Origin of the sequence: Secundilactobacillus angelensis, assembly GCF_012641075.1 — a bacterium.
Classification (GTDB): Bacteria; Bacillota; Bacilli; order Lactobacillales; family Lactobacillaceae; genus Secundilactobacillus; species Secundilactobacillus angelensis.
Genome location: NZ_JAAXLJ010000030.1, coordinates 1 through 24926 on the forward strand (window position 1 = coordinate 1; position 24926 = coordinate 24926).

Below are 24926 nucleotides of genomic sequence, written 5' to 3' on the forward strand. Positions count from 1 at the left end.
ATCATTTCTATTCATTTTATGCAAAATAAAAACGCCCATTTCTAGGCGTTTTCAGTCGTTATAACATGATTTAATCACGTTTATTATGCCCCGAGCAGGATTCGAACCTGTACTTGGTTGCCCAAACAGCGACCTGAACGCTGCGCGTCTGCCAGTTCCGCCACCGGGGCATCACAACAGGAATAATCATACACTATCGTGAGTAGTTTTGTAAAGTAATTTTGTGGTCAGGTTCAGAAATTTTTCGGTCGCTTTTAATTGTTGCAAGGCATGCTCTGAGTTTGTGTTGAGCCATGTTTTGGATTGGAAGAAGACTTGCTGATCAGTTTTTGGTCAACAAAGCTGAATGTATAGGTTTTCTCATTTTCTTGATCTAAATAAACCAAAATCTGCGAGCTGTAAGGCCCCTTATTTCCCATAATCATCTCTTGTGTTGGCGTGCCCAGTTTCTTTCTGACAGTGGCCAATTGATCACCTTTTTTAATGTGCTGATAGGTATTGGGATGAATCTTAGAGGCTATCCCGTTATGAAAAATATTTTTGGAAACGGCTCTGCCGTGTACCACATCAATGCTGATTGTTTTGGCAGACTGGTGACCATTTTTACGAGAGAAAGTCCACGTATAGACTTTGGAGCCTTGATCTGAACCTTGTCTGGTGGATTTTGATTCTCTATCGGGTTTTCCCATGACAGCCATGACTTGAGCCTTTGAGCTGCCATGATTATCGGTGCTGTCTCCATCAGTCTTAATTTGGTCAAATTTCATTTTCATGGTGTGATTGATTCTAGTCGAGCGCACGTTGTGGGCACTAACAGCTTCGGATGAGGCATTTGATTTGGCCGCTTGGAATGCTTCAAAGCTACATGCTGACAACGTCATGCCAGTTAATAACATCATAATGACAGTGAAAAGCTTTTTCATGATTATTTCTCCAGGGAATCTAATAGTAAATTTAGAAGGTATGAATATCCTCAAAATAATTCTCCCATAGTCATACGAGCCATGCAAGTTGATTTTCTGCCGTGTTACGTTGAATAGTTAAACCGATGTCCGGTAACTTAAGTAATTCTTAACCTCTTACTTTTGAGAACTGGACACGGTTACATATCAGTCGTGAACCACTTTCTATCAAGATACTTCTTACCACTCTGGTGATTCAAGTCTTGACGGGCTTAGCACACATCAGTACAATGTGAAAGTTGTTGTCTGAACTGGCATATCAAGGGATTGGATGTTAGTTAGCGACGAGAGTATCGTCAAGGGAGTTTTTGAATGAATATACTTAGTGGATTTGTAGTTTTGTATCCAATGATCGTGTCACTTGTATGGATCATGGGTGCAATCTTTTTTAGTGTTCAGCAGCGTCAAATTCCTCTAAAAAAGCCTGGTAAAGGGATGCCAGAGAGACTGGTTTCGGTACTAATACCAGCGCATAACGAGGAGAAAACCTTACACGAGGTTGTTGAATCAGTCGCAAACTTGACTTATCAAAACATAGAGTTAGTTTTAATTGATGATGGCAGCGTCGACAAGACGTTAGCTGTGATGTATGACTTGCAGAAACAGTATGAGGGACAGTTCCTAATTAAAGTGGTGCCAATTGTTAAAAATGGCGGAAAAGCCAACGCTCTGAACGTCGGCTTGGACAGTGCTGCCGGTGAATACTTACTGTGTTTAGATTCCGACTCATACGTTGATCAAGACGCACTCAAACACATGATGCTGGAATTTTATAATGACCCTAACGTGGGAGCTGTCGCGGGTCGGCCAGTTGTACGTAACCGGACAACCTTATTGGGGCGTCTGCAATTACTGGAATATATTGGGATTATTGACATTATTAAACGTGGCCAAGCTTTTATTACCGGGCACATTACCACCGTTTCTGGCGTGATCGTTGTGTACCGTAAAAAGGCAATCAAAGCGGTGAACCGTTGGACCGTTGAGGCATTGACCGAAGATATTGATATGACCTGGAAACTTTATTCACATCAGTGGCGCGTGGCCTATTGTCCACAAGCTGTGTCATGGATATTGGTTCCCGAGCACATGAAAGCACTGATTCGCCAGCGTCGACGTTGGGCACGTGGTGGTCTTGAAGTTTTGATTCGTAACCGACAGCTGATTTTTACTGGTAAGTTGGCTGAACAGTGGCTCTTGATTGATATGGTGATTAGTAACTTATGGGCTTTAAGTTGTTTCTTCATGATCGTACTGTATGTGCTGACCATGTTGTTTGCCCATGCAGTCATTTTAGATGGTGGCATCTTGTTTGTGCTGACCTTGATCAGCATTGTCCAGTTCGTTATTGGATTCACCAGCTCGCAACGCCAAGGTTACATTGATTGGCAGGATTTACTGTTACTGCCAATGTACTTTGTGTTCTACTGGGTGGTCAACTTAGTTAGCTGTATCACTGCGTTGGGGTCCTTCTTCCTTGATCCGAAACGGAAGGGGACTTGGGCTAGTCCAGATCGGGGGGTCTAATAAAAATGGATAAAGATAAATTAGTTATTCGTAAAAAGACCTCCATTTGGTCACGGTTACGTCGGATGATCCTGCTCATATTATTATGGGTCGTCGCCATTTACGTCCTGGCCATCAATGTATGCTTTATTTTCGGTATTTACACAGATGGGCTTGTCGTGAATTATTCGCTGTTCAACCTGTCATTTCACCTGTATAAAATGCTGGGATACCTGATTATTGTGATTGGTGGACTGGTGACAGCTTACAGTGTGATTCATATTCGCAACCTTAAACGAAAGGCGGCAGCTCATGACAAAAACAATGCGTAAATGGGTGCTAGGTCTCTTGATTGTCGTTTTCGTCGGGTTAGTAGCTGTAAATGTCCGGAAGAGTACCAAGTTTGAATTAGGAACCCGGGAAAACTACGCCTTAGCTAGTAGCGATACCCACATTAAGAACGGTATTATGGTGTTTTGCTATCACCGTATTTTGAACGATCACGATCCAATGGTGAAAGGGATTGAATCTTTGACACCTAATAACCAACTACACGTCTATAACGTGAATGTTTCGGCATTTAAACAACAAATGCAGTTTTTACACCGACACCACGTCAAGGTGATTTCGACTTCTCAAATGATTCACATGTTAAAGAATAATCAACCCATCCACGGCAAATACGTAGTGCTGACCTTTGACGATATTGATCGCACCATGGCCGAGAATGCGGCTCCAATTATGAAGCATTATGGCTATCCGTTTACCGCTTCAATCATTACTGGCTCTACCGGCCAATATATCGGCGGCGAACAGCTGGCAACCTGGCCTCAAATTATGAAGCTGGATCGGTCAGAAAACTCAAAGATGGAGCTGGGCGTGCATACCAACAATATGCATTATTTGGTTAAAGGGACACCGGCCTTTAACTTAAAAAAGAATTACGGTCAGTTTACTCGTGATTACGCGACCAGCCAAAAAGTGATGAAACAAAAAACGGGACGAACCACGCCAATTTTCACTTATCCGTATGGTAGTGGTACGCCGCTGGTTCAAAATTTCTTAGTTCATCAACCCAAATTGCAGGTGATTTATACCTTGAATAACGGCATTGTTACTGACGAAAATGAACTTAAGTTAGCACCGCGAATGATCGTCACTAAAAATAGCTGGCCAAGTATTGCCAACTGGTTGGAGAGATAATTTTGGGTTTAAATCCATATAAATACTTGCATTAATCAATCAATTATGACATGATAAGCACACAAGCTAGGGGTGCTCTTATGAGCTGAGATGGCAGTAGCCAGACCCTTTGAACCTGAGAGTTAGGACTCACGTAGGAAAGCTGATTGAACGTGTGCACAAGAAAACTCTCGAAGTCTGGCTTCGAGAGTTTTTTAGTTTCCCGGGTTCATGGCTGAGTAAACCATGAAGGGACATGGAAAAATGTCAGAGACACAACAATTACTACAGGCAATTGATGAACAGCAGTCTAGTCTGCTGGATATTTTACGAAAGCTGGTGGCTTTCAAGACAGTTTCACCACCCGCCAGAAATACCAATGACATCCAAGCGTTTGTTGGGCAACAGCTCGAGCAGGACGGCTTTGCAGTTAAAAAGCAGGCATTCTACAACGATGACGCACTGGTTTCCGGGCGTTTACCGGGTTCGGCTCCTGATCAATATCACAGTCTATTGTTGAATGGGCATGTTGACGTTGCGGCGTTGACTGATTTGGACAAGTGGCAGACTGATCCGTTTGAGTTGATTCGTCATGGCGATGACTTGTTTGGACGTGGTGTTAGCGACATGAAAGGGGCGGTAGCTTGTTTTCTATACCTCTTTAAGTTGTTGCGCCAGTTAAACATTCAGCTGCCAGGAGACTTACTTTTTCAGTCAGTTGTGGGTGAAGAAGCAGGTGAGGCTGGCACGAAAACCTTATTGGAACAAGGAGAGACTGCTGATTTTGCAGTCGTTGGTGACACCAGCAACATGGCGTTTCAGGGTCAGGGCGGCGTTGTCACGGGCTGGATCACCCTAAAAAGCCCCCACACCTATCATGATGGTAATCGGGTGAATATGGTGAGTGCTGGCGGTGGATTGAAGGCCGCCAGCATGGTCGAAAAGATGCCGGTGGTGATCGAAGCCCTTCAAAAATTGGAACATTTTTGGGCAGTCACAAAACAGTACCCCGGCTTCCCCGCAGGAACGAACACGATTAACCCGGCTTACATTGAAGGAGGCATCCACCCAGCTTTTGTGGCTAATGAATGTAAATTGTGGATTACCGTTCATTTCTACCCGGATGAGACCATTGACCAGGTAACACATGAAATTGAAACTGCTGTTGTCGCAGCGACCAAAGCAGATCCTTGGCTAAAAGACATTTTGCCAATCTTTAATTGGGGTGGTGAATCGATGCTAGTGGACAAGGGTGAAGTTTTCCCAGCGCTGGCAATTGATCAGTCTTCTCCGGCAATTCACTTGCTGAGTAAAAGCCATCAACAGCAGTTAGGTGAACAACCCTTAATCAACATGTCGACTTCGGTCACGGATGGGGGCTGGTTTGATTTTTATCACATTCCAGCGGTGACGTACGGTCCTGGCAGAATGGAGCAGGCCCACAGTGATAATGAAACGGCGCAATTATCACAGTTGCTTGACTACACGAAAATATTGGCGGATTTTGTATTGAAATGGTGCTCACAGTCGAAGTGACGAAAGGAATAAAATAATGAAAAAACAATTTCACCTGCAAGATATTATTCTCATTACCATGATTGCCTTAATTTTTGGTGCGATTTTTGTTGGAACTGATTACTTATATAACATTTTATCAATTGCTGTGGGTCCATTTGCTAACGAAATTCTTTTTGGCCTCTGGATTATGGCTGGTCCCCTGGCTATTTATCTGACTCGTATCCCCGGTGCTGCGGTAGTTGGTGAAGTACTTGGGGCCGCTGCTGAGGTCATCTTTGGCGGTACTTTTGGGATTGCTGCCTTGCTTTCAGGAATCGTTCAAGGTGTTGGTAGTGAACTTGGTTTTGCTGTGTGGCGGTACAAAAACTGGGGTTGGTCCAGTTTGCTAACCTCATCCGTAACCACTACCGTCGTGGCCTTTACTTATGAAGTCTTCAAATTGGGGTACACGCACTATTCAATTGGCATGATTATTGCCTTGTTTACCGTTCGACTGATTTCTGTGATTTTCTTTGGAACGGTTGTCGTGCACAGTGTTTTTGCACTCCTGAATCGAGCTCATGCCTTACGCCATTTAGGGCCTGAAAAATAACGAGTGCAGTTAGTTGCTTCTCTATTACGGATTGAGTATTTTATAGGCGTTGTTAAATTGAAGTGCCACTCTTTGGAGGTGCAAAATGCTAAAAATCGAAGACTCAATCGCACGGTTGGCTTGGAATACGGAACATCATTTTCTGCACATTCAGGCTCAACACGATTTCATGCGGGCTTGGGCAATCCAGTTCGAACTCGGCTATACTGACCTGCGGGTGATCCAAATTGCGTTGCAGCTAGCAACCCCAGCTCAGCCAGAACTACTGTCGGAACTCAATGAGGCCTATCAACAGGTGTATCAATATGAATACGCGTTTGTTGCCGGTGGACTTGACGGCTTTAATCAGCAGTTTGGTGATCAAATAGGTGATTATGAACGGGCAGAAAAACGGTTGTTGACGGTTTTGAATCAAATTAAAGCCTTGACAGACTAATTGATAATAGAAGTTCGCTTAAGCAGATGATTAGGCGAACTTCTTTTGTTTGCAAGTTAGGCACTAATTATTCATTAGTGTCCAATCATGTGGTAACATGGTTAGAGCGGAATTATCGAAAAGCAACGCGCTCATGGCGGTGAGCAAATATAGGCAGGGGAGTGGCAACGCATGGTTCATAAACTTTGGCATCAGTTTCCACAGGTTGAAACACAATTAAAAGCGCTTCAACCCTATTTAGTGGAAGCAGTAAAGCTGCCAAATCAACCAATTCATCACCAAGTGTTGGCCTTGCTGCAATCTGGCGGGAAATTATTAAGGCCCGGATTTTTTTATTTATTCAGCGAATTTGGTGATCAGCATGATGAATCAGTGTTAAGAGCTGGTGCAGCTGCGTTAGAATTGCTACACGTAGCCACCCTGATCCACGATGATGTCATTGATCAGTCACCTCTGCGCCGTGGGATAACCACGATTCACACCTTGTATGGCTCCCGAAACGCAATTTACGCCGGGGATTTTCTTTTCACAATTTACTTTAAAGAAGTTTTAAAGACTACCCAGGATATGGCAGAATTGCGACTAAATATTCAATCTATGCGAGACATTTTGGTTGGCGAACTGGAACAGATGAAGCTCAATTACAAACGCAATGTAACGGAGGAGGACTATTTCCGTGAAATTAGTGGTAAAACCGCTGAACTGTTTTGGTTGAGCTGCCGTCAAGGCGCAGTACTGAGTCACAGTAATGATGAAGTGGCCCGGTTGGCTGGCGAAATCGGCATGACAATTGGGAAGGCCTATCAGATCCTGGATGATATCTTGGATTATGGCGGTCAATCTAAAAAGACCAAGAAGCCCGTCCTGGAAGATCTTAAATCCGGCGTTTATTCGTTACCTCTAATCTTAGCGATGAAAGAAGATAAAACCGCCTTTAAAGCATACCTTGCTAAAAAAGAGCGGATGACGGCTGCTGATTTGCAGGCGGTCTCAGAATTGGTGCTTCACTATCGTGGGGTTGAAAAAGCCCAGTCTGAGGCAAGAATATTGACAAGGCAGGCACTTGACCTGATTGATCAATTACCAGAGTGCTCAGCCAAAGCTGATTTAAAGACTTTGACCACACTATTACTGCAACGAGATGAATAAGACTTACACGACCAGCTGTTGACGGTAATACCGTTGATGAGCTGGTTTGTTGTTTATGACGCAGTTTTAGGGTTATCACTAATTTTCGCTTAGAATGATCATTATTTTGTCATAAATATGGTATGATTTAAGGCAGAAGAATATTTGATGCCAGTGTGTGTAATTTCAGCTATGCACGCGGTTTTGAGGAGGTAGCGCAGATGTCAGAAGAAGTTGGAAAAGCCTTTTCACCAATCGAAAATAAAGTTTTAGCTTCATTAGAAGATGTTATTGATCCAGAACTGGGTATTGATATGGTCAATCTGGGGTTAATATACGACGTTAAAGTTGATGACAAGGGTAACTGTGTGATCACAATGACCTTGACTACCATGGGCTGTCCACTGGGGAATTTATTAGCTGATTCAATCACTGATGCGGTTACCTCGGTTGAAGGCGTGGAAACTTGCGATATTAATCTGGTCTGGGAACCCGCTTGGAGTATTGATCGGATGAGTCGGTTTGCTAAAGTTGCTTTAGGAATTCACGAGTAGTCAATAAGGATAGGGTTGATTTGAATGGATATCGCAAAATTTGTTGAGCGACGCAAATCGCTGCATATTTCGCAGGTCAGAATGTGCGATGGCATCTGCACGCAATCAACGCTGAGTAAGTTTGAAAGTGGCGGCCATGTGCCATCACTCAAAATTCTCTCAAAGCTCTGCGCACGGATTGGTCTTACCATTGATGATTTAAACGAAACAAATAAAGTCAGTGCTAACCAGCTTAAGATGGATTTAGATTCACTTGAGCGGGAACTTGTGATGGAAAATTATCAAAAAGTGTTAAAGGGACTCTCAGGCATTGATGAACAGCAGTTAGATTCCATGCTGTTAGAAATGCAGTTTTATTATTTGCGTGGTCTGATGGGTGCTTTGATCAATCAGCCACCAGAAGAAGTCCTGTATGATTTTTCACAGATCCTCAACGATTTGGATGAGTCCCACGAAACAATTTTCACCCAACTCGTCTACGTTGGTTCTGGTGTGATGTATAATCGATTGCGGCAGACCGATCGCGCCAACTTTTATTTTAAAAAAGTGCATTCGTTCATCCGCAACGTGTTAAAAGATGAAAAGATGTACTTTAACCGGGTCGGCGACAACTACTTAAGGTTGTTGACCATGATTTTCTTCACTGCTAGTTACTATAATTCAGTGGGGCAGTTGAAAGCTAGCGAAAATCTGGTTAATCAGGGTGTGGAAATGTGCTCTGAGCATCACGTGACGTATTTCTTGCCAAGACTCAAGTTCTTAGCCGCCAAGAATGCGATTGAAGAAAAGCAGGACAAAGAAGTAGTTGACCGGCTGATCAACGAGGTACTGGCATTTGCACGGATTAATGAAAATCAAGTCATCGAGGTTAAAGTTGCAGCCTTGAACACTCGCTATGAAAAGGGTGAGTCGTTGGCAGACTTAACGCCGTAATTCAATAAACGCATGTTGCAGTGGTTGCTGCAACATGCGTTTTGCGTTTAAATACTTGCGAATCCACCAGAACTAGGCTATTCTCGGGTTAAATAAAATTTGGAGGGAAAATTGATGGAATTAACACCAACAGATTATAATATTTTGGATGCTATCGCTTCGGGCAAAGTTGAACCGGGAACTAGTCCACGTCACTTTGTGGATTATTGTGATAATGTGATTGGTGGTAATCCTCAACCGCTGATTGATGAAGGCTACATTGATGCAGATCCCTACATCAATGGATTAACTGAAAAGGGAAAGCAGGCACTTGCCAATCGTAAAAAATCAAATTGACTTTAGCAACTATCAGGTTGCTAAACGAGCTATCTTGATCCAGCTTCAACAGTGGCATTGGCAGATAGCTTACGTGGAGGAAGCGGTGCGGACGCAGCGTGATTTTGAAGCGATTATCCAAGAAAATCAGCGCTTGCGGTCGGCTATTCGAGACAGTTATCAGGCTAACCAAACGTTATCCCGCAGAGAGCCAATGGCGGCTCAGCGGCTCCACCGACGTTATTTACGAGTCCTGTTAGATTTATCAAGTCAGATTGTTTCCATTCCGTCCAAGTCCATGGCCTACTACGACCTGATTGGGTTTAAGGACCACTTGCTACGGGCAATTGACTACATTGAAGACAAGTCACCGGAAGAGGGGAATTGAGATGCAATTGCTGATCAGTGACGTTGCTGAATTACGGATGCCGACCCGAAAAGCGGAAATTAAACTGTTTTTCGATAGCATTGGCTATCAGCTCTCGGCTAGTGGTGAAGACCTTGTATCACTGACAAGTGAATACGCGCAGCTGAGCGTCCAGCCACCCGTGACTTTTGTCCGCTATGATCGGGATCATTTTTTAAGTATTCAGTCAAACGGGAAGAGTATGACGCTACCATATGCGAACAAACCTGAGACTAAAGAGCGTTAGGTGTTATGACGTTTCAGTGAGCAGAGTGCTGCATGTAACCATAAAACGGCAGAATCCCCCAAGACCGGGGGCTTCCGCCGTTTCATAGTTACACTTCGCTCTCTAAACGCTCACTTTCGCACCTAGAATTTTTTTGACACCTTATACGGTTTTGAATTACCCAGTTCGTTGTCATGGCTAATTTCATTGTCGGCCAAAAAAATATCAAACTGTCTTTGACTTTCCATACCTTTGACAACCAGGACGTGACCATCTTGAACGTGATTCTGACGATAGATCTGGGCACTCCTTACTGCTTCATCGTAGTCGTGGAAGTTGGCAATTGAATCACCAGGGTTAAAAAATATAAGATTGTCCATAAAAATCACTCCATTCATGGTTCAGGTATATTATACCGCAAACGCTTACACGAGGCGAGTTTAAAGAAAACCTTATAAGCCACGATGTTTCCTAGTATTACAACGATTTTTTTGATAAAATGTACATTGTTTTGAATTACGTCTTGAACAATGATTACTGATGGTTCAAGTCGCCACATGAAACGGTAAATAAATGCTAAAAAGGGGATTACAACATGTGTGGATTTGTTGGTTATGTTAACCAGACAGATGTGCCTAGCGATACGATCGTGAAGATGGCCAACCGTATTCGTCATCGTGGACCTGATGATGAAGCTTACTTTAATGATGACAAGGTCTCAATGGGCTTTCGTCGATTATCAATTATTGACCTTGCGCATGGTAAGCAACCCATGTATAACCAGGATCAAACTAAAGTATTAACTTTTAACGGTGAGATTTATAACTATCAAGATATTCGTAAGGACTTACAAAAACTCGGCTATGAATTCCGGACTGACGTGGATTCTGAAGTTTTGATTCATGGTTATGATGCGTGGGGTCCAGATTTACTTCAACATTTACGGGGCATGTTTGCCTTTGCTATCTACGATTCCAAAACTGGTGACGTTTTTGGTGCCCGTGATCACTTTGGTATCAAGCCATTGTATTACTATGACGATGGCAGCACGTTCCTGTGGGGTTCTGAGATTAAAGCTTTCTTGGAACATCCTAACTTTAAAAAAGAATTTAACGAAGACCTCTTAGCCATTCACTTGAGTTTTGAATTTATTCCTTCTAAAGATACGATGTTCAAGAACGTCTTCAAGTTGATGCCTGGCCACTACTTTATTCATAAGGCGGATGGTCACACTGAAACCCACGAATACTACAAGTTTAGTTACGATAACATCGACGAGAATCAAACGATTGAGGAAGATGCCAAGAAGATCCGTAAGATCGTGGATGACTCCGTTGATGCTCATATGATTGCGGACGTTGAAGTTGGTAGTTTCCTATCTAGTGGGATTGATTCTAGTTATGTGCTTAATGAAGCCGCTAAGTTGAAACCAATTCAATCCTTCTCACTCGGGTTTAATAACTCTAAGTATAGTGAGTTGAGCTGGTCAACTGAATTTGCTAAAGAAATTCATCAGGAAAACACGCCGTTAACGATGACTGGTGACGATTATTTCGATATTCTCCCAACTATCATGTACTACATGGACGAGCCGTTATCCAACCCTTCAGCGATGCAGCTGTACTACCTGTCAAAGGGTACTCGTCAGCACGTGAAGGTTGCTTTATCAGGTGAGGGTGCCGATGAATTCTTCGGTGGTTACAACACTTACTTGGAAGCTAAGCCATTTGAACGGTATCAAAAGTCTGTGCCACGCTTCGTTCGTAAGGGCTTGGCCAAAGCGGTTGTCAATCTGCCTAGATTCCACGGTCGTCGCTTCTTAGTTCGTGGGGCTGAACCGCTTAGTGAGCGGTATTACCGGGTGAACTACGTCTTTGATTACCATGATCGGGAACAAATTCTGAAGAATCCTGATTTAAACCGAGATGCTGGTGAATACACGAAGCATATCTTCGATGATGTTAAAGACAAAGATGAAATGACTCAAATGCAGTATTTTGACATCAATACTTGGCTACCATACGACATTCTACACAAGGCTGATCGGATGAGCATGTGTAATTCGCTTGAAGTGCGGACACCATTGGTTGACAAAGAAGTCGCAAAATTTGCAGCAACCATGCCAATCAAGACCCGAATTCGTGGTACTGAAACTAAGGTATCTCTTCGAACCGCTGCGCTGGCTGAACTGCCGGAACGAGTTGCTAAGAAGGAAAAGATGGGCTTCCCATCTCCAATTGCAACCTGGATCAAGCAGGATAAGTATCGTAAGCGAATCGAAGAAGCCTTTACCTCCGATGTTGCCAAGAAGTTTTTCAACACCGATGCCTTACTGAACATTTTGCAAGAACACATTAACGGTAAGTCTTCGATGCAAAAGATCTTCACTATCTACACGTTTATTCTTTGGTACGAAGTTTACTTCCCTGAAGAGACATCTGCAGATACCATCAGCAAAGTTCGTCGTACAGATATCGATAAGATTCCAGTTGCTAACTAAACTGCAATTTTCCATACGAAACCGGCTGAAATGTCGGTTTCTTTTTGGATAAAATGGTGAAATAATAGAGTTTAAGCCTCACTTAATTGGAGATGAAGACCGTGTCACTTGATATCACCCAAGCGGTGACTTTATTAGATGAACATGATTTATTAAAAACGGTCACATTGACTGATGCGCATCAGCAATTTCAGCATGTGGACTACAATTCGCAAACGGTTCAACCAGACACTTTATTTTTTTGTAAGGGTAACTTTAAACCGGCTTATTTAACGGCTGCCAAAAAAGCTGGCGCTACGGCCTATGTGTCAGAAAATCGCTATGAAGAGGGTCAGGGAATGACTAGTATTCTAGTGACCAATATCCAAAAAGCGATGTCGTTGCTCGGAGCTGCTTTTTACGGTTTCCCTCAAAATGACTTGTTTATTATTGCCTTCACTGGGACTAAGGGGAAGACAACTTCTGCGTACTTTACGTATGGCATTGAACAAACCCATACTCATGATCGCGTAGCACTATTCTCAACCATTGATCGAATCGTAGGCAATGCACCTGAAGACCGCTTCAAGTCAGACTTAACGACGCCTGAGTCGCTGGATCTCTTTCACGATATGCGACACGCTGTGGATAACGGGATGACGCACTTGGTGATGGAGGTGTCTTCGCAAGCCTATAAGAAGAACCGGGTTTATGGTCTGAAGTATGACGTCGGCATTTTTCTCAATATTTCGCCGGATCACATTGGTGAAAATGAACATCCAACTTTCGCGGACTATCTGCATTGCAAAGAACAGCTGCTGGTTAATGCCAAAACTTGCATTATTAATGCCGAAACGGATCATTTGGCAGACGTGTACTACGCGGCTAAGACGACGACCCAGCCAGAGAATGTCTACCTGTACGCGCGAGAAGGCGCTAAGGTGCAACTGCCTTTAGACTTGGACGTGACGTTTAAGAACACTAACGAAACGTTGCATCAATCCGAATTCCAGGTAAATGCTGTTTCTGAAAAAGCAAAGCAACTGGCGATTGATGGCAGCTATGAGTTACACGTTCCAGGTGATTTCAACGAGAGTAATGCAGCCAGTTCAATCATTGCCAGTGCGCTCTCTGGTGCTAGTTATGAGGATGCTAAAACGGCTTTGACGGATGTGGACGTGCCTGGACGCATGGAAATGGTCACTAGTAAGGATCACGGAACGATCTATATTGACTATGCCCATAACTACGGCAGTTTGAAGGCTTTGCTGAGCTTCTTACGGCTGCAAACGGGTGCTGGTCGGGTAATCGTAGTTATCGGTAGTACTGGCAACAAGGGCGTTTCTCGACGTGAAGGCTTTGGTAAAGCACTCAGTGAGGAAGCCGACGTGGCCATTTTAACGACAGATGATCCCGCTTATGAAGACCCGAAGAAGATCGCCGAAGAAATTGACGCGCATATCGATCATCAAAACGTTAAAGTTCAATACGTTATGGATCGCAAAACGGCCATTGAAACGGCGATTAAGATGAGTACAAAAGACGATATCGTCGTGCTTGCTGGTAAGGGTGAAGACGCCTTCCAGAAGGTCAATGGTGTTAACACACCATACCCAACCGATGTCACGATTGCTAAAAACGCTGTGGAGGAACTGTAGAATATGCAAGAAACACCAGAATTTACCCCAGTATTATTGGGGAGTGATTTTAACGTTTATGGTATGGCACGTTCCTTTTATGAACTCTACCATCAACCCGTAAAGGCCATTGCCTCGATTCAATTAGCCCCAACTCGCTTTACTAAGATTGTCGACTTGGAACTGATTCCAGGTTTCTCTGAAGACCCCGTTTGGATTGATTCAATGCGAAAAATCAAAGAGCGTTATCGTGACCACAAAGAGCCAGTGATTCTGATTGGCTGTGGTGACGGTTACGCTGAGCTGATTGCCAAGCATAAGGATGAGTTATCCGACGTCTTCATTTGCCCGTATATTGATTACGATATGCTGACCCAATTGAATAATAAGGAACGTTTTTATAAGATTTGCGACAAGTACAATTTGCCATATCCGAAGACTCGAACAATTTCAAAGGCAGAACACGACAGTCAGACCGTTGTGGAACAGCCTTTCGATTATCCGGTTGCCTTGAAACCAACTAACAGTGTAGAATGGTTGGACGTCCATTTTGAAGGCCGGAAGAAAGCTTTCCGGATTCAGTCCCGCGAAGAATTTGATCAGGTATTGGATGCCGCTTATTCTAATGGGTATAAGTCAGATTTCATTCTCCAGGACTTCATTCCCGGCGACGACAGCAACATGCGGGTACTGAATGCCTACGTTGACCAGCATCATCATGTGAAGATGATGTGTCTTGGTCACCCGTTGCTGGAAGATCCCGCACCTTCCGCAATTGGTAACTACGTCGCAATTTTGCCAGAGTACAACGAAGCCATTTATAAACAGATCAAGGACTTCTTGGAAAAAATTGAATTTACCGGTTACGCCAACTTTGATATGAAGTATGATGTACGTGACGATACGTTCAAATTATTTGAAATCAATCTTCGACAGGGACGCAGCAGCTTCTTTGTGACACTCAACGGTTATAATTTAGCCGATTGGGTGGTCAAGGATTACGTCAAGCAGGATCTGGTTGACCAGCCAACCGTTTATGGTAATCAAGACGAAAGCAAGCACGCGCTTTGGCTTGGGGTTCCAGCCAGAGTCTTCAAGAAATACGCTCGTGAAAACGCCGATAAGGACCGTGCATTGGATTTAATTAACGCCGGTCGTTACGGGACCACGTATCAGTACTCACACGATATGAACGTGAAGCGCTGGGCATTGATCAAATGGATGAATCATAACTACACCAAGAATTTTGATCGTTATTTTGCTGAAAACAAAGGGTGATTTTATGGAACACTTCTTTACAATCATTGGTGGCATGGGCACCGAAGCCACCGAAACTTATATTCATCAATTAAACGAACGGACGCCGGCCAGCAAGGACCAGGATTATTTAAACTATATCCTGGTCAATCATGCTACCGTGCCTGACCGTACGAGCTATATTAAGGATCATAGCCAGCCGAATCCGCTGACACCTCTAGTACATGATATTAAGGTTCAGAGTCAGTTAAAGCCCGATTTCTTTGCCTTACCGTGCAATACGGCACATTACTTCTACGATGAGATGCAGGCAGTTACCGATATTCCAATTCTTCACATGCCACGTGAGGCAGTGAAGGAGATTGGGAAGAAGTATCCGGATGCACATCGAATTGGGTTGATTGCTACTGAAGGGACGATTTACGACCATATTTATGATCATGAAATCATGGCAGCTGGATACGAATTCCTGGCACCGAGTCAATCAGTTCAGGAGCAAACCAACCGTTTGATCTACGACTGCATCAAGGATAATAACGTCGTTGACCGCAAGTTATTCCATGGCCTAGTTCAGCAGATGTTTGATGAAACTAACTGTGACGCGTTAGTACTCGGCTGTACCGAGTTATCGCTAGCGCAGGATCGCGAACCAGTGACAGATAAGCCAATCATTGACAGTCAGTCTATTTTGGTTGATCGGTCATTGGAATTAGCGTTGAAAGCACAAAAAGGGTAAATAAAAAGATTAGCCGGAGATGGCTAATCTTTTTATGTTTTTAGATAGAATGCAACGTTAAGATAATAACCACTGCTGCCGTAAATAAAATAATCAGCGTGATGACAATACTCCACGCAATTGACAGGCTATGTTCTTGTTTTCGGCCAAACGCGATTTCAATAATCAAAATGATAATGACTGCTAGTATACCCTTTAGAGAGACTAATAAAGGTGCGTGATTGAAAGTTCGAATCATCAACACAACCGTAGCACAGGCCATGATCAGGTAGAATAAGCGGTCAAAAATAAGCCACTGGGCGATTCGCTTTTCAGATGCTCGACTCAAACCAATGATGGTGACTGGGATGAGCAAAATCAAACTAACGAAGTAAATAGTTAACCACATTCAGTTCACATCCTTGAGTAAAATAAGTTGCATATTAATAGTTATTCCCGGAATTAATTGATATCTTAAGTCTACCACGATGATGTCATGAAACTCATTTTCAATTAAAATTCTTAACGCGACATTAAGTTTACGAAAAGTTTGTGGATAATGAAAATAAAGCTTGTATTCCCAGTATAAATTTGTTATCCTATCTTTCATCATGCGAAGTGGAGGGGACAACCCAATGGCAGAACATCAAGTTGGCGACTATGTAAAGGGCAAAAAGTTTGGCTCTTTTGAACATGACTTTGAAGGGGAAATCGAGAAGATCTATGAAAACTCGGTATTAATTCACATTTTAAGTTATAACGACGAAGATCGAATTTTGGTTGGTGAACTGAACAACCGCGCCATCGTACGTAAAGCAGATGCAGAACCATTAAAAGCAAAAGCAGAATAATGAAAATAACAGTTAACTATTTCAGAAAAGCTTATTTTTATGCAATTTCGTGCTGACAGAATACGCGGAATATGATAATATAGTTACTGTTATGCGGGTATAGTTTAGTGGTAAAATTCAAGCTTCCCAAGCTTGCGTCGCGGGTCCGATTCCCGTTACCCGCTTAAGAGAACAACGCGGTGCAGAGCTGACCTGAGAGGGTCGGCTTTTTTGTTGCATAATGCGAAAAACTGTCTAAATATTAACATTTCTTGCTAGAGTTGAAGGAAACGGCAAATTTGGCTCTCTCGATGACTATCTATTAGCCGTTTACGCGGGGAAATTATACTTAATTTTCCACAATTAAGCCATTACAATAGTAGAGAACGAGTACCATTGAATTATGTTGGTTGTCTGTATTTCATGAACGGCTTGATCCATCAACGACCAGTGTACCCAATAAAGTGATTGAAAGAAGAGGAAAAAATTATGAACAAGAATCAGATGATGAAAGCAGCTTATTTCACGCACACCGGCGATGCTGAACAAATCCAAGTGGGGCGGCTACCCGTGCCGGCAATCGGGCCAACTGATGTTCTAGTGAAGATTCAGGAAGCGGCTGTGGATCGCGTTGATGCCTATGTCCGTTCTGGTGCTTTTCAGACACCAATCATGCCGCAGCAAATTATTGGTCGTGACGCTTGGGGCACCGTGGTGAAGGTGGGACCAGACGTTCACGCTTTTCACGTTGGTGATCGCGTATGGACGAATAGTATGGGTTATGGTGGCCGGCAAGGAATTACGGCTCAGTTTGCAGCTATTCCGGAATCCCGGGTATTTTCAATGCCAGCAGGTGATCCAAGCAGCTGGCTGGCACTGGTTCATCCAGGTGCGACCGCGGCGATTATCGTGACGCAGCTTTTGAAGCTTAAACCTGATCAGACGTTACTGATTGAAGGCGGTGCAGGTCACGTTGGACGTATGTTAATTCAGTGCGCGAAAATAGCCGGTCTTCACGTAATTACAACGGCTAACCCACGTGACTTTCCGGCTCTGGCTGCTTTAGGCGCCGAAGTGATCGATTACGCTGCGGGTTGGGAGCAGCAGCTGTCTCAACCAGTTGATGCCATCATTGACACTTCGGGACGGGTGCCACTTCAGCTTAATCTTGAGCAGCTGGCTGTGGGTGGTCAGGTTATCTTAATCGCAACCTCCCAAAATCCGGAAGCCACTTTTAATTTGCCTAAATTTTACATGGCAGAACAGCAGCTGCGGGGATTTGTCATTAGTCATGCTAGTTTAGAGAGCTTAACGCAGGCTGGCAAATGGTTGCTGGCACATGCGAATGTGCTGAAGGCGCCGGCATTCGAACGGCTGCCATTGAGTAAAGCGGCGTCAGCGCACGAAATGGTGATGGATCCGCAGGTGAAGAACCGGTTGCTGATTGCTTTGTCTTGAAGTCTTCAATATCACACGTGAATAAACAAAGAACCAAACAAAAAATGACGTGTACTCCAAAAGTTGTTGTCAACTTAGGAGCACGCGTTTTTTTATGGCTCTAGGATCTGTAGAACATCTGGCGAAGTTCCTGCTAGACAGTTGATCCACGGTAATGACTATTGCTCGTTTGTCCTCATATAACCCAGAGAATTTTGCGCAGCTTTATAAAGTAGGTTATACTGTCAAAATACGATTTGAATAGCAACATTAGCAAACATACTTTGGAGGAATCAAAATGAAAGACGTCACGAATATTGATGGCAGCGTTGTGCCAGTTGGTAAGACCGATGAGGAGACACCGGTTGCACTGGCTGTTTCAATTAAGGAAAAGTTGAGCCCCGAGGAGCTGACAGAAGCGACTAACATGGCTGCAACCATCAGCGAGGATAAACAGTCTTCTATCCTGGACTATGGCAAAACCCAGCAGGAAGGACTATCGACCTTTTCGAATACAGTGCTTGTCAAGGTTCAGAATAACGAGTTAGGCGAAATTGGGGATAGTCTGCGAAAATTAGTGACGAGTTTAAACGAAACTAATCCGGACAAGCTAAGTCAATCAGATGCGTCACTGTTTGCCAAATTGTTTTCAAGGGTCAAGGCATCGATTTTTGAAATGACCGCTAAATACCAAGAAGTTGGCGTTCAGATTGATCGGTCAGCCCAGCAGTTGAGTAAGCAAGAGGCAAAACTTTTAAAAGATAATGATTTACTAGATGATATGTATCAACAAAACCTCAAATTTTATCAATCGTTAAATCTACTTATTGTAGGGGCATCGATGAAACGTGATGAAATTACGAAGCAAATTCAGCAACTTCAAAATACGGCAACGGATCAAATGGCGGCCCAACAAGTGCAAGATTTGGCTGCTACTCAGGATCGACTTGAAAAACGGATGATGGATTTGATGCTAACTCGCGCGATTACGATTCAGCAAGCGCCACAAATTCGGTTGATTCAAAACAGTAACACGGTACTGGCTGAAAAGATTCAGTCGTCTATTACAACCGCCATTCCATTGTGGAAAAATCAAGTCGTGATTGCACTGGCGTTACTCAATCAAAAAGATGCCTTGGCTGCTCAAAATGCGGTGGCAGAAACCACGAATGATTTACTGAAGAAGAATAGTAAGATGTTATCCCAATCAGCAGTAGAAGTTGCCAAAGCTAGTCAACGAGGCGTTGTGGACATTGATACGCTTAAGCAGACTCAAGATGATTTGATCAACACGATAACTGAAACCTTGAAAATCCAGCAAGAGGGTAGCGTTAAGCGCAAACAAGTTGAAGATCAGCTGCAAACAATGGAGTCGGATTTAAAAACGAAGTTAGTTGAAACCGTTAAACAGCATCCAAAGGCGGAATAGCAATGCAGACCACGTTAAGATTCAAGCCACGATCGGTCACTAATGCATTAATCAGGATTTGCTGGGTCATTATTATTGTCATGATCGTTGGGACGATTGTGATTAAACTGGCAGTTAAAAATACTTATAGTAGCGTCCAACCCATTCTCATGGTGGAAATCTTTTGGTTTGCCACTTCTGTACTATTAGCAAACATCGCAATTAGTTACCACCATTTGAAAGGTCAGGATTATCAGCTGATTGAAATCAACCAGAATCAAACTGGAATCTGGGTTACGCGCTACTCTTTTCGGTCAGAACGGTTATACGTGCCATTTGACTGGCTTAAAATTACAAGAAATAGCGATAACGTCCGGTTTGATTGGCAACATGCACTGCAATTTGATCGAAAAAATCGGCCGAAGTTACGATCGCATAGTAGGATTTCGATAAATAGTCTGTGGCTTGACGCAACCCAACTCACTAATTTTTTAAAAACGATTGAATATTTGCAGAATGGCGCTGTGGGTGCTCAACCACAGATACAAGAGAGTGGCCAGCCAAAGAAAACTGAACGGAAAGCGAAGTTTCGGTCACAAATAATTGCAATGAGTATTGTACTGATTATCGGCAACGCTATAGCGTTTGGTACTACTGGTAAGAAAGTACAGCACGTTGCGGGTAATGATTCTCATCAAAAAGTGCAGTTAAAGGATAATACAACTTATCGTACACGACAGCTTCAGCTTACTGTTCATCATAGTTATGCTGCAGAGACCGACGAGGGTGACCCGGTTTTGATTGTGAATATGAGTGTCCAGCCCCGGAATAAGGGTGCTAGTTTATCTGCTGATGCATTTAAAGTTTACCGAAAGTGGAGTGATAAAGCCGAAGCTAACGATGACGACTACTCAGAAGCACGAAATTTTATTGGAACTAAAATTAAAGTTGGTGGGGAATATAAACCAGTGATGAATATTCTTGATGGCAGTGGCTGGTATGGCTATGAGTATTCAAAGGGCGTTTGTAGGCCGTTTAATATTGTAGTTAAGCGGCCCAAATCTGGTAGTTTTGATTTTCTCTATCGGGGTTTCTATTATCAATACAATGTTCCGGATAAAGACGAGGATACTTCTATCGTTTTTCACGTCAAGACTAAGAACTTGGAGGTATTGAAATGAGACGATTAATCATCGTACTAAGTCTGATAGGTACTTTCATGGCCTCCTCGATAACGGCTCACGCTGATCGTTCATACCAGTTCACAGGGCAGCCACTAACATTGAAAGCTTCTGGGACTCATTTAACAATCACTAGCTATGAACTGTTGAAAAGCCCATTACCGGCATTTGATACGGCTGATACAAACGAACTGGAACGGTATTTGATCGTTCATGTCACGGTTTCTTTAATGTCTTCCATTGAAGATGAACATTCGGTTGACTCGGATGAGTATGAGTTATTCAGCGGACCAAACAGTAAAGATATCTTGAGTAAAAGTGATCACATTAGCAAATTATTAAAGTCGGATCATTATCTACTCACGATGGATGGCGATGACAGGAAAGTTAAAAATGGTCATTCGATAAAGATTGATCTTGGCTTTACCGTTTATCCGGATGATGAGTATATTCTAGATACCAACATTGGATTTACTGGCCATCACAATTACGTTCATTTAAATCAAATTAAATCAAGCAATGGCGTCACAGCCGAATAGGAGGGGCAAATGGAGTTATTATTACAGTATCGAACCCGTTGGATGGGCGTCTTGCTCACGCTTGCGACATTTGCAATCCTCCTGATTTTTCATCGGAGTGGTAATAGTGTGTTCGGGCTATATCTGTTGCTGGCAGTGCCACTGCAATTTTGTTTTAGTGCTCGTTGGTTGTGGGGTGCTATTATACCTGCCATTATACTGGCTTTGATGCTTATGATCGTGACGTTTCAACTGGCGACAGGCTTCACCGACTTATACGTGGCGGCTTATGGGCTGATGCCTGTGTTGTTATTCATCACAGTACTGATTAATGTGGGTGTTAATAGCTGGCATCGGGTAAAGCTTCGCCAATTTGCCAAACAAGTCAATGAAAGTGGTATGACGGAGACACTCTACATTAGTGATAACGAATTAACCAAGAGCGGTTTGGATAATTCAGAGCGGACCTTTTTTAAACGCGAAGTTCGCAATGCCTATCACCAGTTAGAGTATCTTCGAGAAATTAGACGAGAAGTCATTAAATATATTCCTACTTACGATAGTGACCTGCGCTTTATTGAACAGACATTTCAGGAATTGCTGAGTGCACCACGGCAGTTATTGAATATTTCCGATTTCATGTATAATGATTTGCCAGATTACGTTGCATTGTCGCAAGGGCTAGTTCGAGTTAACAACAACCTTGTTTCCAGCGAAAATACGCAACAGGCAGTTCAAAAAGCCCAAGCAAAATTGAGTAAATTGTCAGACAAGCTGCAGCACGATTATGTTCTCATCACCACACATGAAGTTGATGAGTTGAATAGTCGTGCAGGGGAATAGAATTTAGGGTTAAAATAATGATATTATGTGGTCGGAGAGTGCTGTCTATTTTTTAGATGGTACTCTTTTTTTATGATGTAGTTTACATTTTATGTGCACACTGTTTGATTGAAAAAGACACAGTCACTTGAGGGGCGGCTGTGTAGAGCGAGGATTATTCAATTTTTGATCTAAATAACTCGTCAGTAACTTAGGCTGTTAATGGCCAGTCCTAACAACCAAACAAGGAAATGAGACTTTGAGCGCTAATACTTTATAGTAATATAATTACAAATATGATATCATTTCAGTGAAGGTAAATAGTTAATGCCATGTTGCAATGGTCCATCAGTCAACAGAAAATGGACGATAACTGTTTATCAGGAGGATTTGACGGATAAGCACACAACTTTTTTGGGGGAATAAAAATGAATGAACGGACACGGCAACAAGTCGCAAAGATGGGGAGTACAGTGCATTATCGTTCGTATAAAGATGGGAAACAATGGCTAATTGTTGGCGTATCCAGTTTAGCTTTAGGAGTAGCTTTATTGGGAGCTGGATCAGTTCAAGCAAATGCCTCCACGGGCGATTCGGATTCGACGAGGAATCAAACTGGCCAAATAACAACTGTCGGGAGCACACTGAATCAGCAGCAAGCCACGTTGGCTACGCCTACTACCGACGATACAAATCCGGCAAGTTCAGGGGATGAAATGAAAACGGATATAAAAGCGATTCCCACATCCGTTGAAATCTCACATGCTGAAGTGAATACTGAAAATAAGGTCTCCACGAAAGCAGAGGGGGAACAAGCAACTTCTACTGCGGATATGGCTAGTACGGTAACAGATGATGTTAAAACGACTAATTTAGGGACCGCCAGTGGTGCTAAGGTGAATGCAGCAAAGACGCAAGCTGAACAGGCTTATGAGTCCACCGGACAGGCGCAGGTCATTACGCAAACTGAACCCACCGAGGCGCCCATCTCAGGTGTCAGTGGCACTGCGCCTTGGACAATTGATAATGGTGTACTAATTATTTCAAGTGGCGATATTGATGGTTCGGGGACACGTTGGAGTTCAGACATCAACGAGCCCACTGCAACTTCCTCGGCGATTACCTCGGTTAAGATAGCCCCAAATGCAACGGTTACAGTGAGTGGAAAGGGTGCAGCCTCTTTATTCAGTCAGCTGCCAAATGTAAAAACGATTGACCTAACTGGCTTGGATACTAGCGCTGCTACAAGTATGAAGGCGATGTTTGACAATGATGAGAACCTAACTTCAATCATATTCGGGGATAAATTTGTTACGAGTAATGTCACTGATATGAAATGGATGCTCGCCGAATGTCCTAATTTAACGAATCTTGAAGGTGCTGAAAAATTTGATACCTCGAAAGTGACTACTATGTATGGTATGTTCGAAAAAACTGGGGTCACTTCTTTGGATCTTAGCCATTACAATACTAGCAAAGTGACGACGATGGCGTACATGTTCCGTGACGATGAAAAGTTGACATCGATTGACGTCAGTAGCTTTGACACCAGTCAAGTCATCGATTTTACCCAAATGTTTAATGATGATTTCAATCTGCCAACCCTGGATATTTCAAACTTCAATATGAAGAATGTCATCACTGAAGCCAGTCAGCACGGTCAGGAACCTAATGCTGGCGAAATGCTTGGCGGTACGAATCATTTGTGGAAACTGACAGTCGGACCAAACGTTATTTTGACAAATGCATTATTAGGTAGTGCCCCAGGAAATAATACACCGCTACCAGGCAGTTCAACAGCTGTTAATTACAATCGTAACTGGCAAATCGTTGGTAACGGCAGTGATTACGCGCCAGCTGGAGCTGAAAAAAGTGCTGCCACATTGATGGGCGACTATTCTGCAGACAAAGTTAATCAGGGAGAAACGACTCAGCAGACCTATGTTTGGGCACAACAAGTACCTGAGCAAGAAGTCAGTAACACTTATACAGTTGTTAATGCACTGACAAACCAACCCATTTCACCGAAACAAATCGCTATCATTCAAGGTAAAAATGGTGATGCAATTAACATTAGTCATACGGATAATATGATTAATATTAATAACACCACAATTAATTTCCCCTCTAATTTCTACTACGCGTCAACACAGCAATTAATTGCTGATCAAAAGCAACCAGCCACTTCGATTTTTGGAAAATCTGATCAATCCTTTAACATTTACGTCATTGAAGCGATTCCGGCAGATCCAATGGCATTTAAATCAGCCGTTCCGGCAGCAATCTCCATGCCACCAATATTTAAAGAAGCGGTTCCACCAGCCATTTCTATGCCACCGATATTTAAAACAGCCGTCCCAACACCAGTGTATACGACGCAAAAAATTCGAACGAGCGTCCCGACACCACCAGGCACCACTCCGACTACAGGTAAAACCAGCGTTCCAACGCCACCAGCTCAATCCACGGAGACTGAACATGATGTGGTGCCGAATGAACCAGCGACTAGTCAGCATGAATCAACACTGGTGAAACAATCGGGGAATCAGATGAGTGCTAAGACAGATGTGGATCATTCAAAGGCTCAGGGAGTTACCGCAACTTTACAGTCGAATAATCGTCAAAATATGACTCACACGCAGAATACTCAAAAGTTACCACAAACTAACGAGACAAGTCATTCCTTACTGACATTAATCGGCCTAAGTTTGCTGACTATCCTCGGCTACTTTGTGTCAGTGTTTAGTAAAAAGAAACGACATGATGGATAGTGGTTTTTTGACGTGTGTCAAGGGCGGTCATAAAATGTCGGTTTAGGGCGGTTAAAAATGTAGGTTTTTAGCGGTCAGTCTACATTTTTCAAACGATACGATTTACCAGTAAT

At 43.1% G+C, this 24926-nt stretch carries 26 protein-coding genes, 2 tRNA genes and 1 riboswitch; of the genes, 24 read left to right on the plus strand and 4 right to left on the minus strand.

Annotated features, from left to right (window positions below; translation table 11 throughout):
- Positions 1–86 precede the first annotated feature (86 nt).
- Both HC026_RS11550 and HC026_RS11555 read right to left on the minus strand, forming a co-directional pair.
- A tRNA-Leu gene (locus HC026_RS11550) sits at positions 87–170 on the minus strand.
- Between the two features lie 84 nt (positions 171–254).
- The gene (locus HC026_RS11555) at positions 255–923 is read right to left on the minus strand and encodes a DUF3862 domain-containing protein (RefSeq protein ID WP_168926074.1); all 669 of its coding nucleotides are present in this window, start codon (positions 921–923) and stop codon (positions 255–257) included.
- 351 nt (positions 924–1274) lie between these two features.
- Here HC026_RS11555 and HC026_RS11560 point away from each other — a divergent pair, with 351 nt between their 5' ends.
- From HC026_RS11560 to HC026_RS11615, 12 genes are all read left to right on the plus strand, one after another.
- Positions 1275–2489, plus strand: a complete 1215-nt coding sequence (locus HC026_RS11560) for a glycosyltransferase (protein ID WP_168926075.1) — start codon at positions 1275–1277, stop codon at positions 2487–2489.
- A gap of 5 nt (positions 2490–2494) precedes the next feature.
- Positions 2495–2800 carry a hypothetical protein gene (locus tag HC026_RS11565; protein WP_168926076.1) on the plus strand — a complete coding sequence of 102 codons (306 nt, stop codon included), beginning with the start codon at positions 2495–2497 and terminating at the stop codon, positions 2798–2800.
- Positions 2781–3671, plus strand: a complete 891-nt coding sequence (locus HC026_RS11570) for a polysaccharide deacetylase family protein (protein ID WP_168926077.1) — start codon at positions 2781–2783, stop codon at positions 3669–3671. Before HC026_RS11565 ends, HC026_RS11570 begins: the two co-directional genes overlap by 20 nt.
- 58 nt (positions 3672–3729) lie before the next feature.
- Positions 3730–3828: riboswitch (TPP riboswitch) on the plus strand.
- A gap of 86 nt (positions 3829–3914) precedes the next feature.
- Positions 3915–5186: an acetylornithine deacetylase gene (locus tag HC026_RS11575; protein ID WP_168926078.1), complete on the plus strand. Its 1272-nt coding sequence runs from the start codon at positions 3915–3917 to the stop codon at positions 5184–5186.
- Positions 5187–5202: 16 nt separating this feature from the next.
- Entirely contained in the window at positions 5203–5760 is a 558-nt protein-coding gene (locus HC026_RS11580; protein WP_168926079.1) for an ECF transporter S component, read from the plus strand.
- An 85-nt stretch (positions 5761–5845) separates the two neighbouring features.
- Positions 5846–6196, plus strand: a complete 351-nt coding sequence (locus HC026_RS11585) for a hypothetical protein (RefSeq protein WP_168926080.1) — start codon at positions 5846–5848, stop codon at positions 6194–6196.
- A 171-nt stretch (positions 6197–6367) separates the two neighbouring features.
- Positions 6368–7345 (plus strand): polyprenyl synthetase family protein, encoded by a 978-nt coding sequence (locus HC026_RS11590; RefSeq protein WP_168926081.1) that lies wholly within the window; start codon positions 6368–6370, stop codon positions 7343–7345.
- Between the two features lie 200 nt (positions 7346–7545).
- A complete protein-coding gene (locus HC026_RS11595) occupies positions 7546–7878 on the plus strand; it encodes a metal-sulfur cluster assembly factor (protein WP_168926082.1) in 333 nt (110 codons plus the stop codon).
- 24 nt (positions 7879–7902) lie between these two features.
- A complete protein-coding gene (locus HC026_RS11600) occupies positions 7903–8811 on the plus strand; it encodes a helix-turn-helix domain-containing protein (protein ID WP_168926083.1) in 909 nt (302 codons plus the stop codon).
- A 114-nt stretch (positions 8812–8925) separates the two neighbouring features.
- On the plus strand, positions 8926–9147 hold the full coding sequence (locus HC026_RS11605) for a hypothetical protein (RefSeq protein WP_168926084.1): 222 nt from the start codon (positions 8926–8928) through the stop codon (positions 9145–9147).
- Entirely contained in the window at positions 9122–9514 is a 393-nt protein-coding gene (locus HC026_RS11610; protein ID WP_168926085.1) for a hypothetical protein, read from the plus strand. Before HC026_RS11605 ends, HC026_RS11610 begins: the two co-directional genes overlap by 26 nt.
- A gap of 1 nt (position 9515) precedes the next feature.
- Positions 9516–9779, plus strand: a complete 264-nt coding sequence (locus HC026_RS11615) for a hypothetical protein (protein WP_168926086.1) — start codon at positions 9516–9518, stop codon at positions 9777–9779.
- A 122-nt stretch (positions 9780–9901) separates the two neighbouring features.
- On the opposite strand, the gene HC026_RS11620 is transcribed toward HC026_RS11615, so the two are convergent.
- The gene (locus tag HC026_RS11620; RefSeq protein ID WP_168926087.1) at positions 9902–10138 is read right to left on the minus strand and encodes a hypothetical protein; all 237 of its coding nucleotides are present in this window, start codon (positions 10136–10138) and stop codon (positions 9902–9904) included.
- Positions 10139–10353: 215 nt separating this feature from the next.
- Here HC026_RS11620 and asnB point away from each other — a divergent pair, with 215 nt between their 5' ends.
- The 4 genes from asnB to HC026_RS11640 all read left to right on the plus strand — a co-directional run bounded on the left by asnB (position 10354) and on the right by HC026_RS11640 (position 15867).
- Positions 10354–12258, plus strand: a complete 1905-nt coding sequence (gene asnB / locus HC026_RS11625; protein ID WP_168926088.1) for an asparagine synthase (glutamine-hydrolyzing) — start codon at positions 10354–10356, stop codon at positions 12256–12258.
- Positions 12259–12359: 101 nt separating this feature from the next.
- Positions 12360–13895: a UDP-N-acetylmuramoyl-L-alanyl-D-glutamate--2,6-diaminopimelate ligase gene (locus HC026_RS11630; protein WP_168926089.1), complete on the plus strand. Its 1536-nt coding sequence runs from the start codon at positions 12360–12362 to the stop codon at positions 13893–13895.
- 3 nt (positions 13896–13898) lie between these two features.
- Positions 13899–15152, plus strand: a complete 1254-nt coding sequence (locus tag HC026_RS11635; protein ID WP_168926090.1) for a carboxylate--amine ligase — start codon at positions 13899–13901, stop codon at positions 15150–15152.
- Positions 15153–15156: 4 nt separating this feature from the next.
- Positions 15157–15867 carry an aspartate/glutamate racemase family protein gene (locus tag HC026_RS11640; protein ID WP_168926091.1) on the plus strand — a complete coding sequence of 237 codons (711 nt, stop codon included), beginning with the start codon at positions 15157–15159 and terminating at the stop codon, positions 15865–15867.
- A gap of 40 nt (positions 15868–15907) precedes the next feature.
- On the opposite strand, the gene HC026_RS11645 is transcribed toward HC026_RS11640, so the two are convergent.
- Complete coding sequence (locus tag HC026_RS11645; protein ID WP_168926092.1) at positions 15908–16255, minus strand: DUF1516 family protein; 348 nt, start codon at positions 16253–16255, stop codon at positions 15908–15910.
- Positions 16256–16481: 226 nt separating this feature from the next.
- Between HC026_RS11645 and HC026_RS11650 the strand changes: the two genes are divergently transcribed.
- From HC026_RS11650 to HC026_RS11685, 8 genes are all read left to right on the plus strand, one after another.
- Positions 16482–16697, plus strand: a complete 216-nt coding sequence (locus HC026_RS11650; RefSeq protein ID WP_168926093.1) for a DUF2187 domain-containing protein — start codon at positions 16482–16484, stop codon at positions 16695–16697.
- Between the two features lie 93 nt (positions 16698–16790).
- A tRNA-Gly gene (locus HC026_RS11655) sits at positions 16791–16861 on the plus strand.
- A 304-nt stretch (positions 16862–17165) separates the two neighbouring features.
- Positions 17166–18134, plus strand: a complete 969-nt coding sequence (locus HC026_RS11660) for an NADPH:quinone reductase (RefSeq protein ID WP_168926094.1) — start codon at positions 17166–17168, stop codon at positions 18132–18134.
- Positions 18135–18411: 277 nt separating this feature from the next.
- Positions 18412–19542: a toxic anion resistance protein gene (locus tag HC026_RS11665; protein WP_168926095.1), complete on the plus strand. Its 1131-nt coding sequence runs from the start codon at positions 18412–18414 to the stop codon at positions 19540–19542.
- 2 nt (positions 19543–19544) lie between these two features.
- Positions 19545–20702 (plus strand): hypothetical protein, encoded by a 1158-nt coding sequence (locus HC026_RS11670; RefSeq protein ID WP_168926096.1) that lies wholly within the window; start codon positions 19545–19547, stop codon positions 20700–20702.
- The gene (locus HC026_RS11675) at positions 20699–21241 is read left to right on the plus strand and encodes a hypothetical protein (RefSeq protein WP_168926097.1); all 543 of its coding nucleotides are present in this window, start codon (positions 20699–20701) and stop codon (positions 21239–21241) included. Before HC026_RS11670 ends, HC026_RS11675 begins: the two co-directional genes overlap by 4 nt.
- 9 nt (positions 21242–21250) lie before the next feature.
- Positions 21251–22063 carry a 5-bromo-4-chloroindolyl phosphate hydrolysis family protein gene (locus HC026_RS11680; RefSeq protein WP_168926098.1) on the plus strand — a complete coding sequence of 271 codons (813 nt, stop codon included), beginning with the start codon at positions 21251–21253 and terminating at the stop codon, positions 22061–22063.
- 407 nt (positions 22064–22470) lie between these two features.
- Entirely contained in the window at positions 22471–24813 is a 2343-nt protein-coding gene (locus tag HC026_RS11685) for a BspA family leucine-rich repeat surface protein (protein WP_168926099.1), read from the plus strand.
- The last annotated feature ends 113 nt before the right edge of the window (positions 24814–24926 follow it).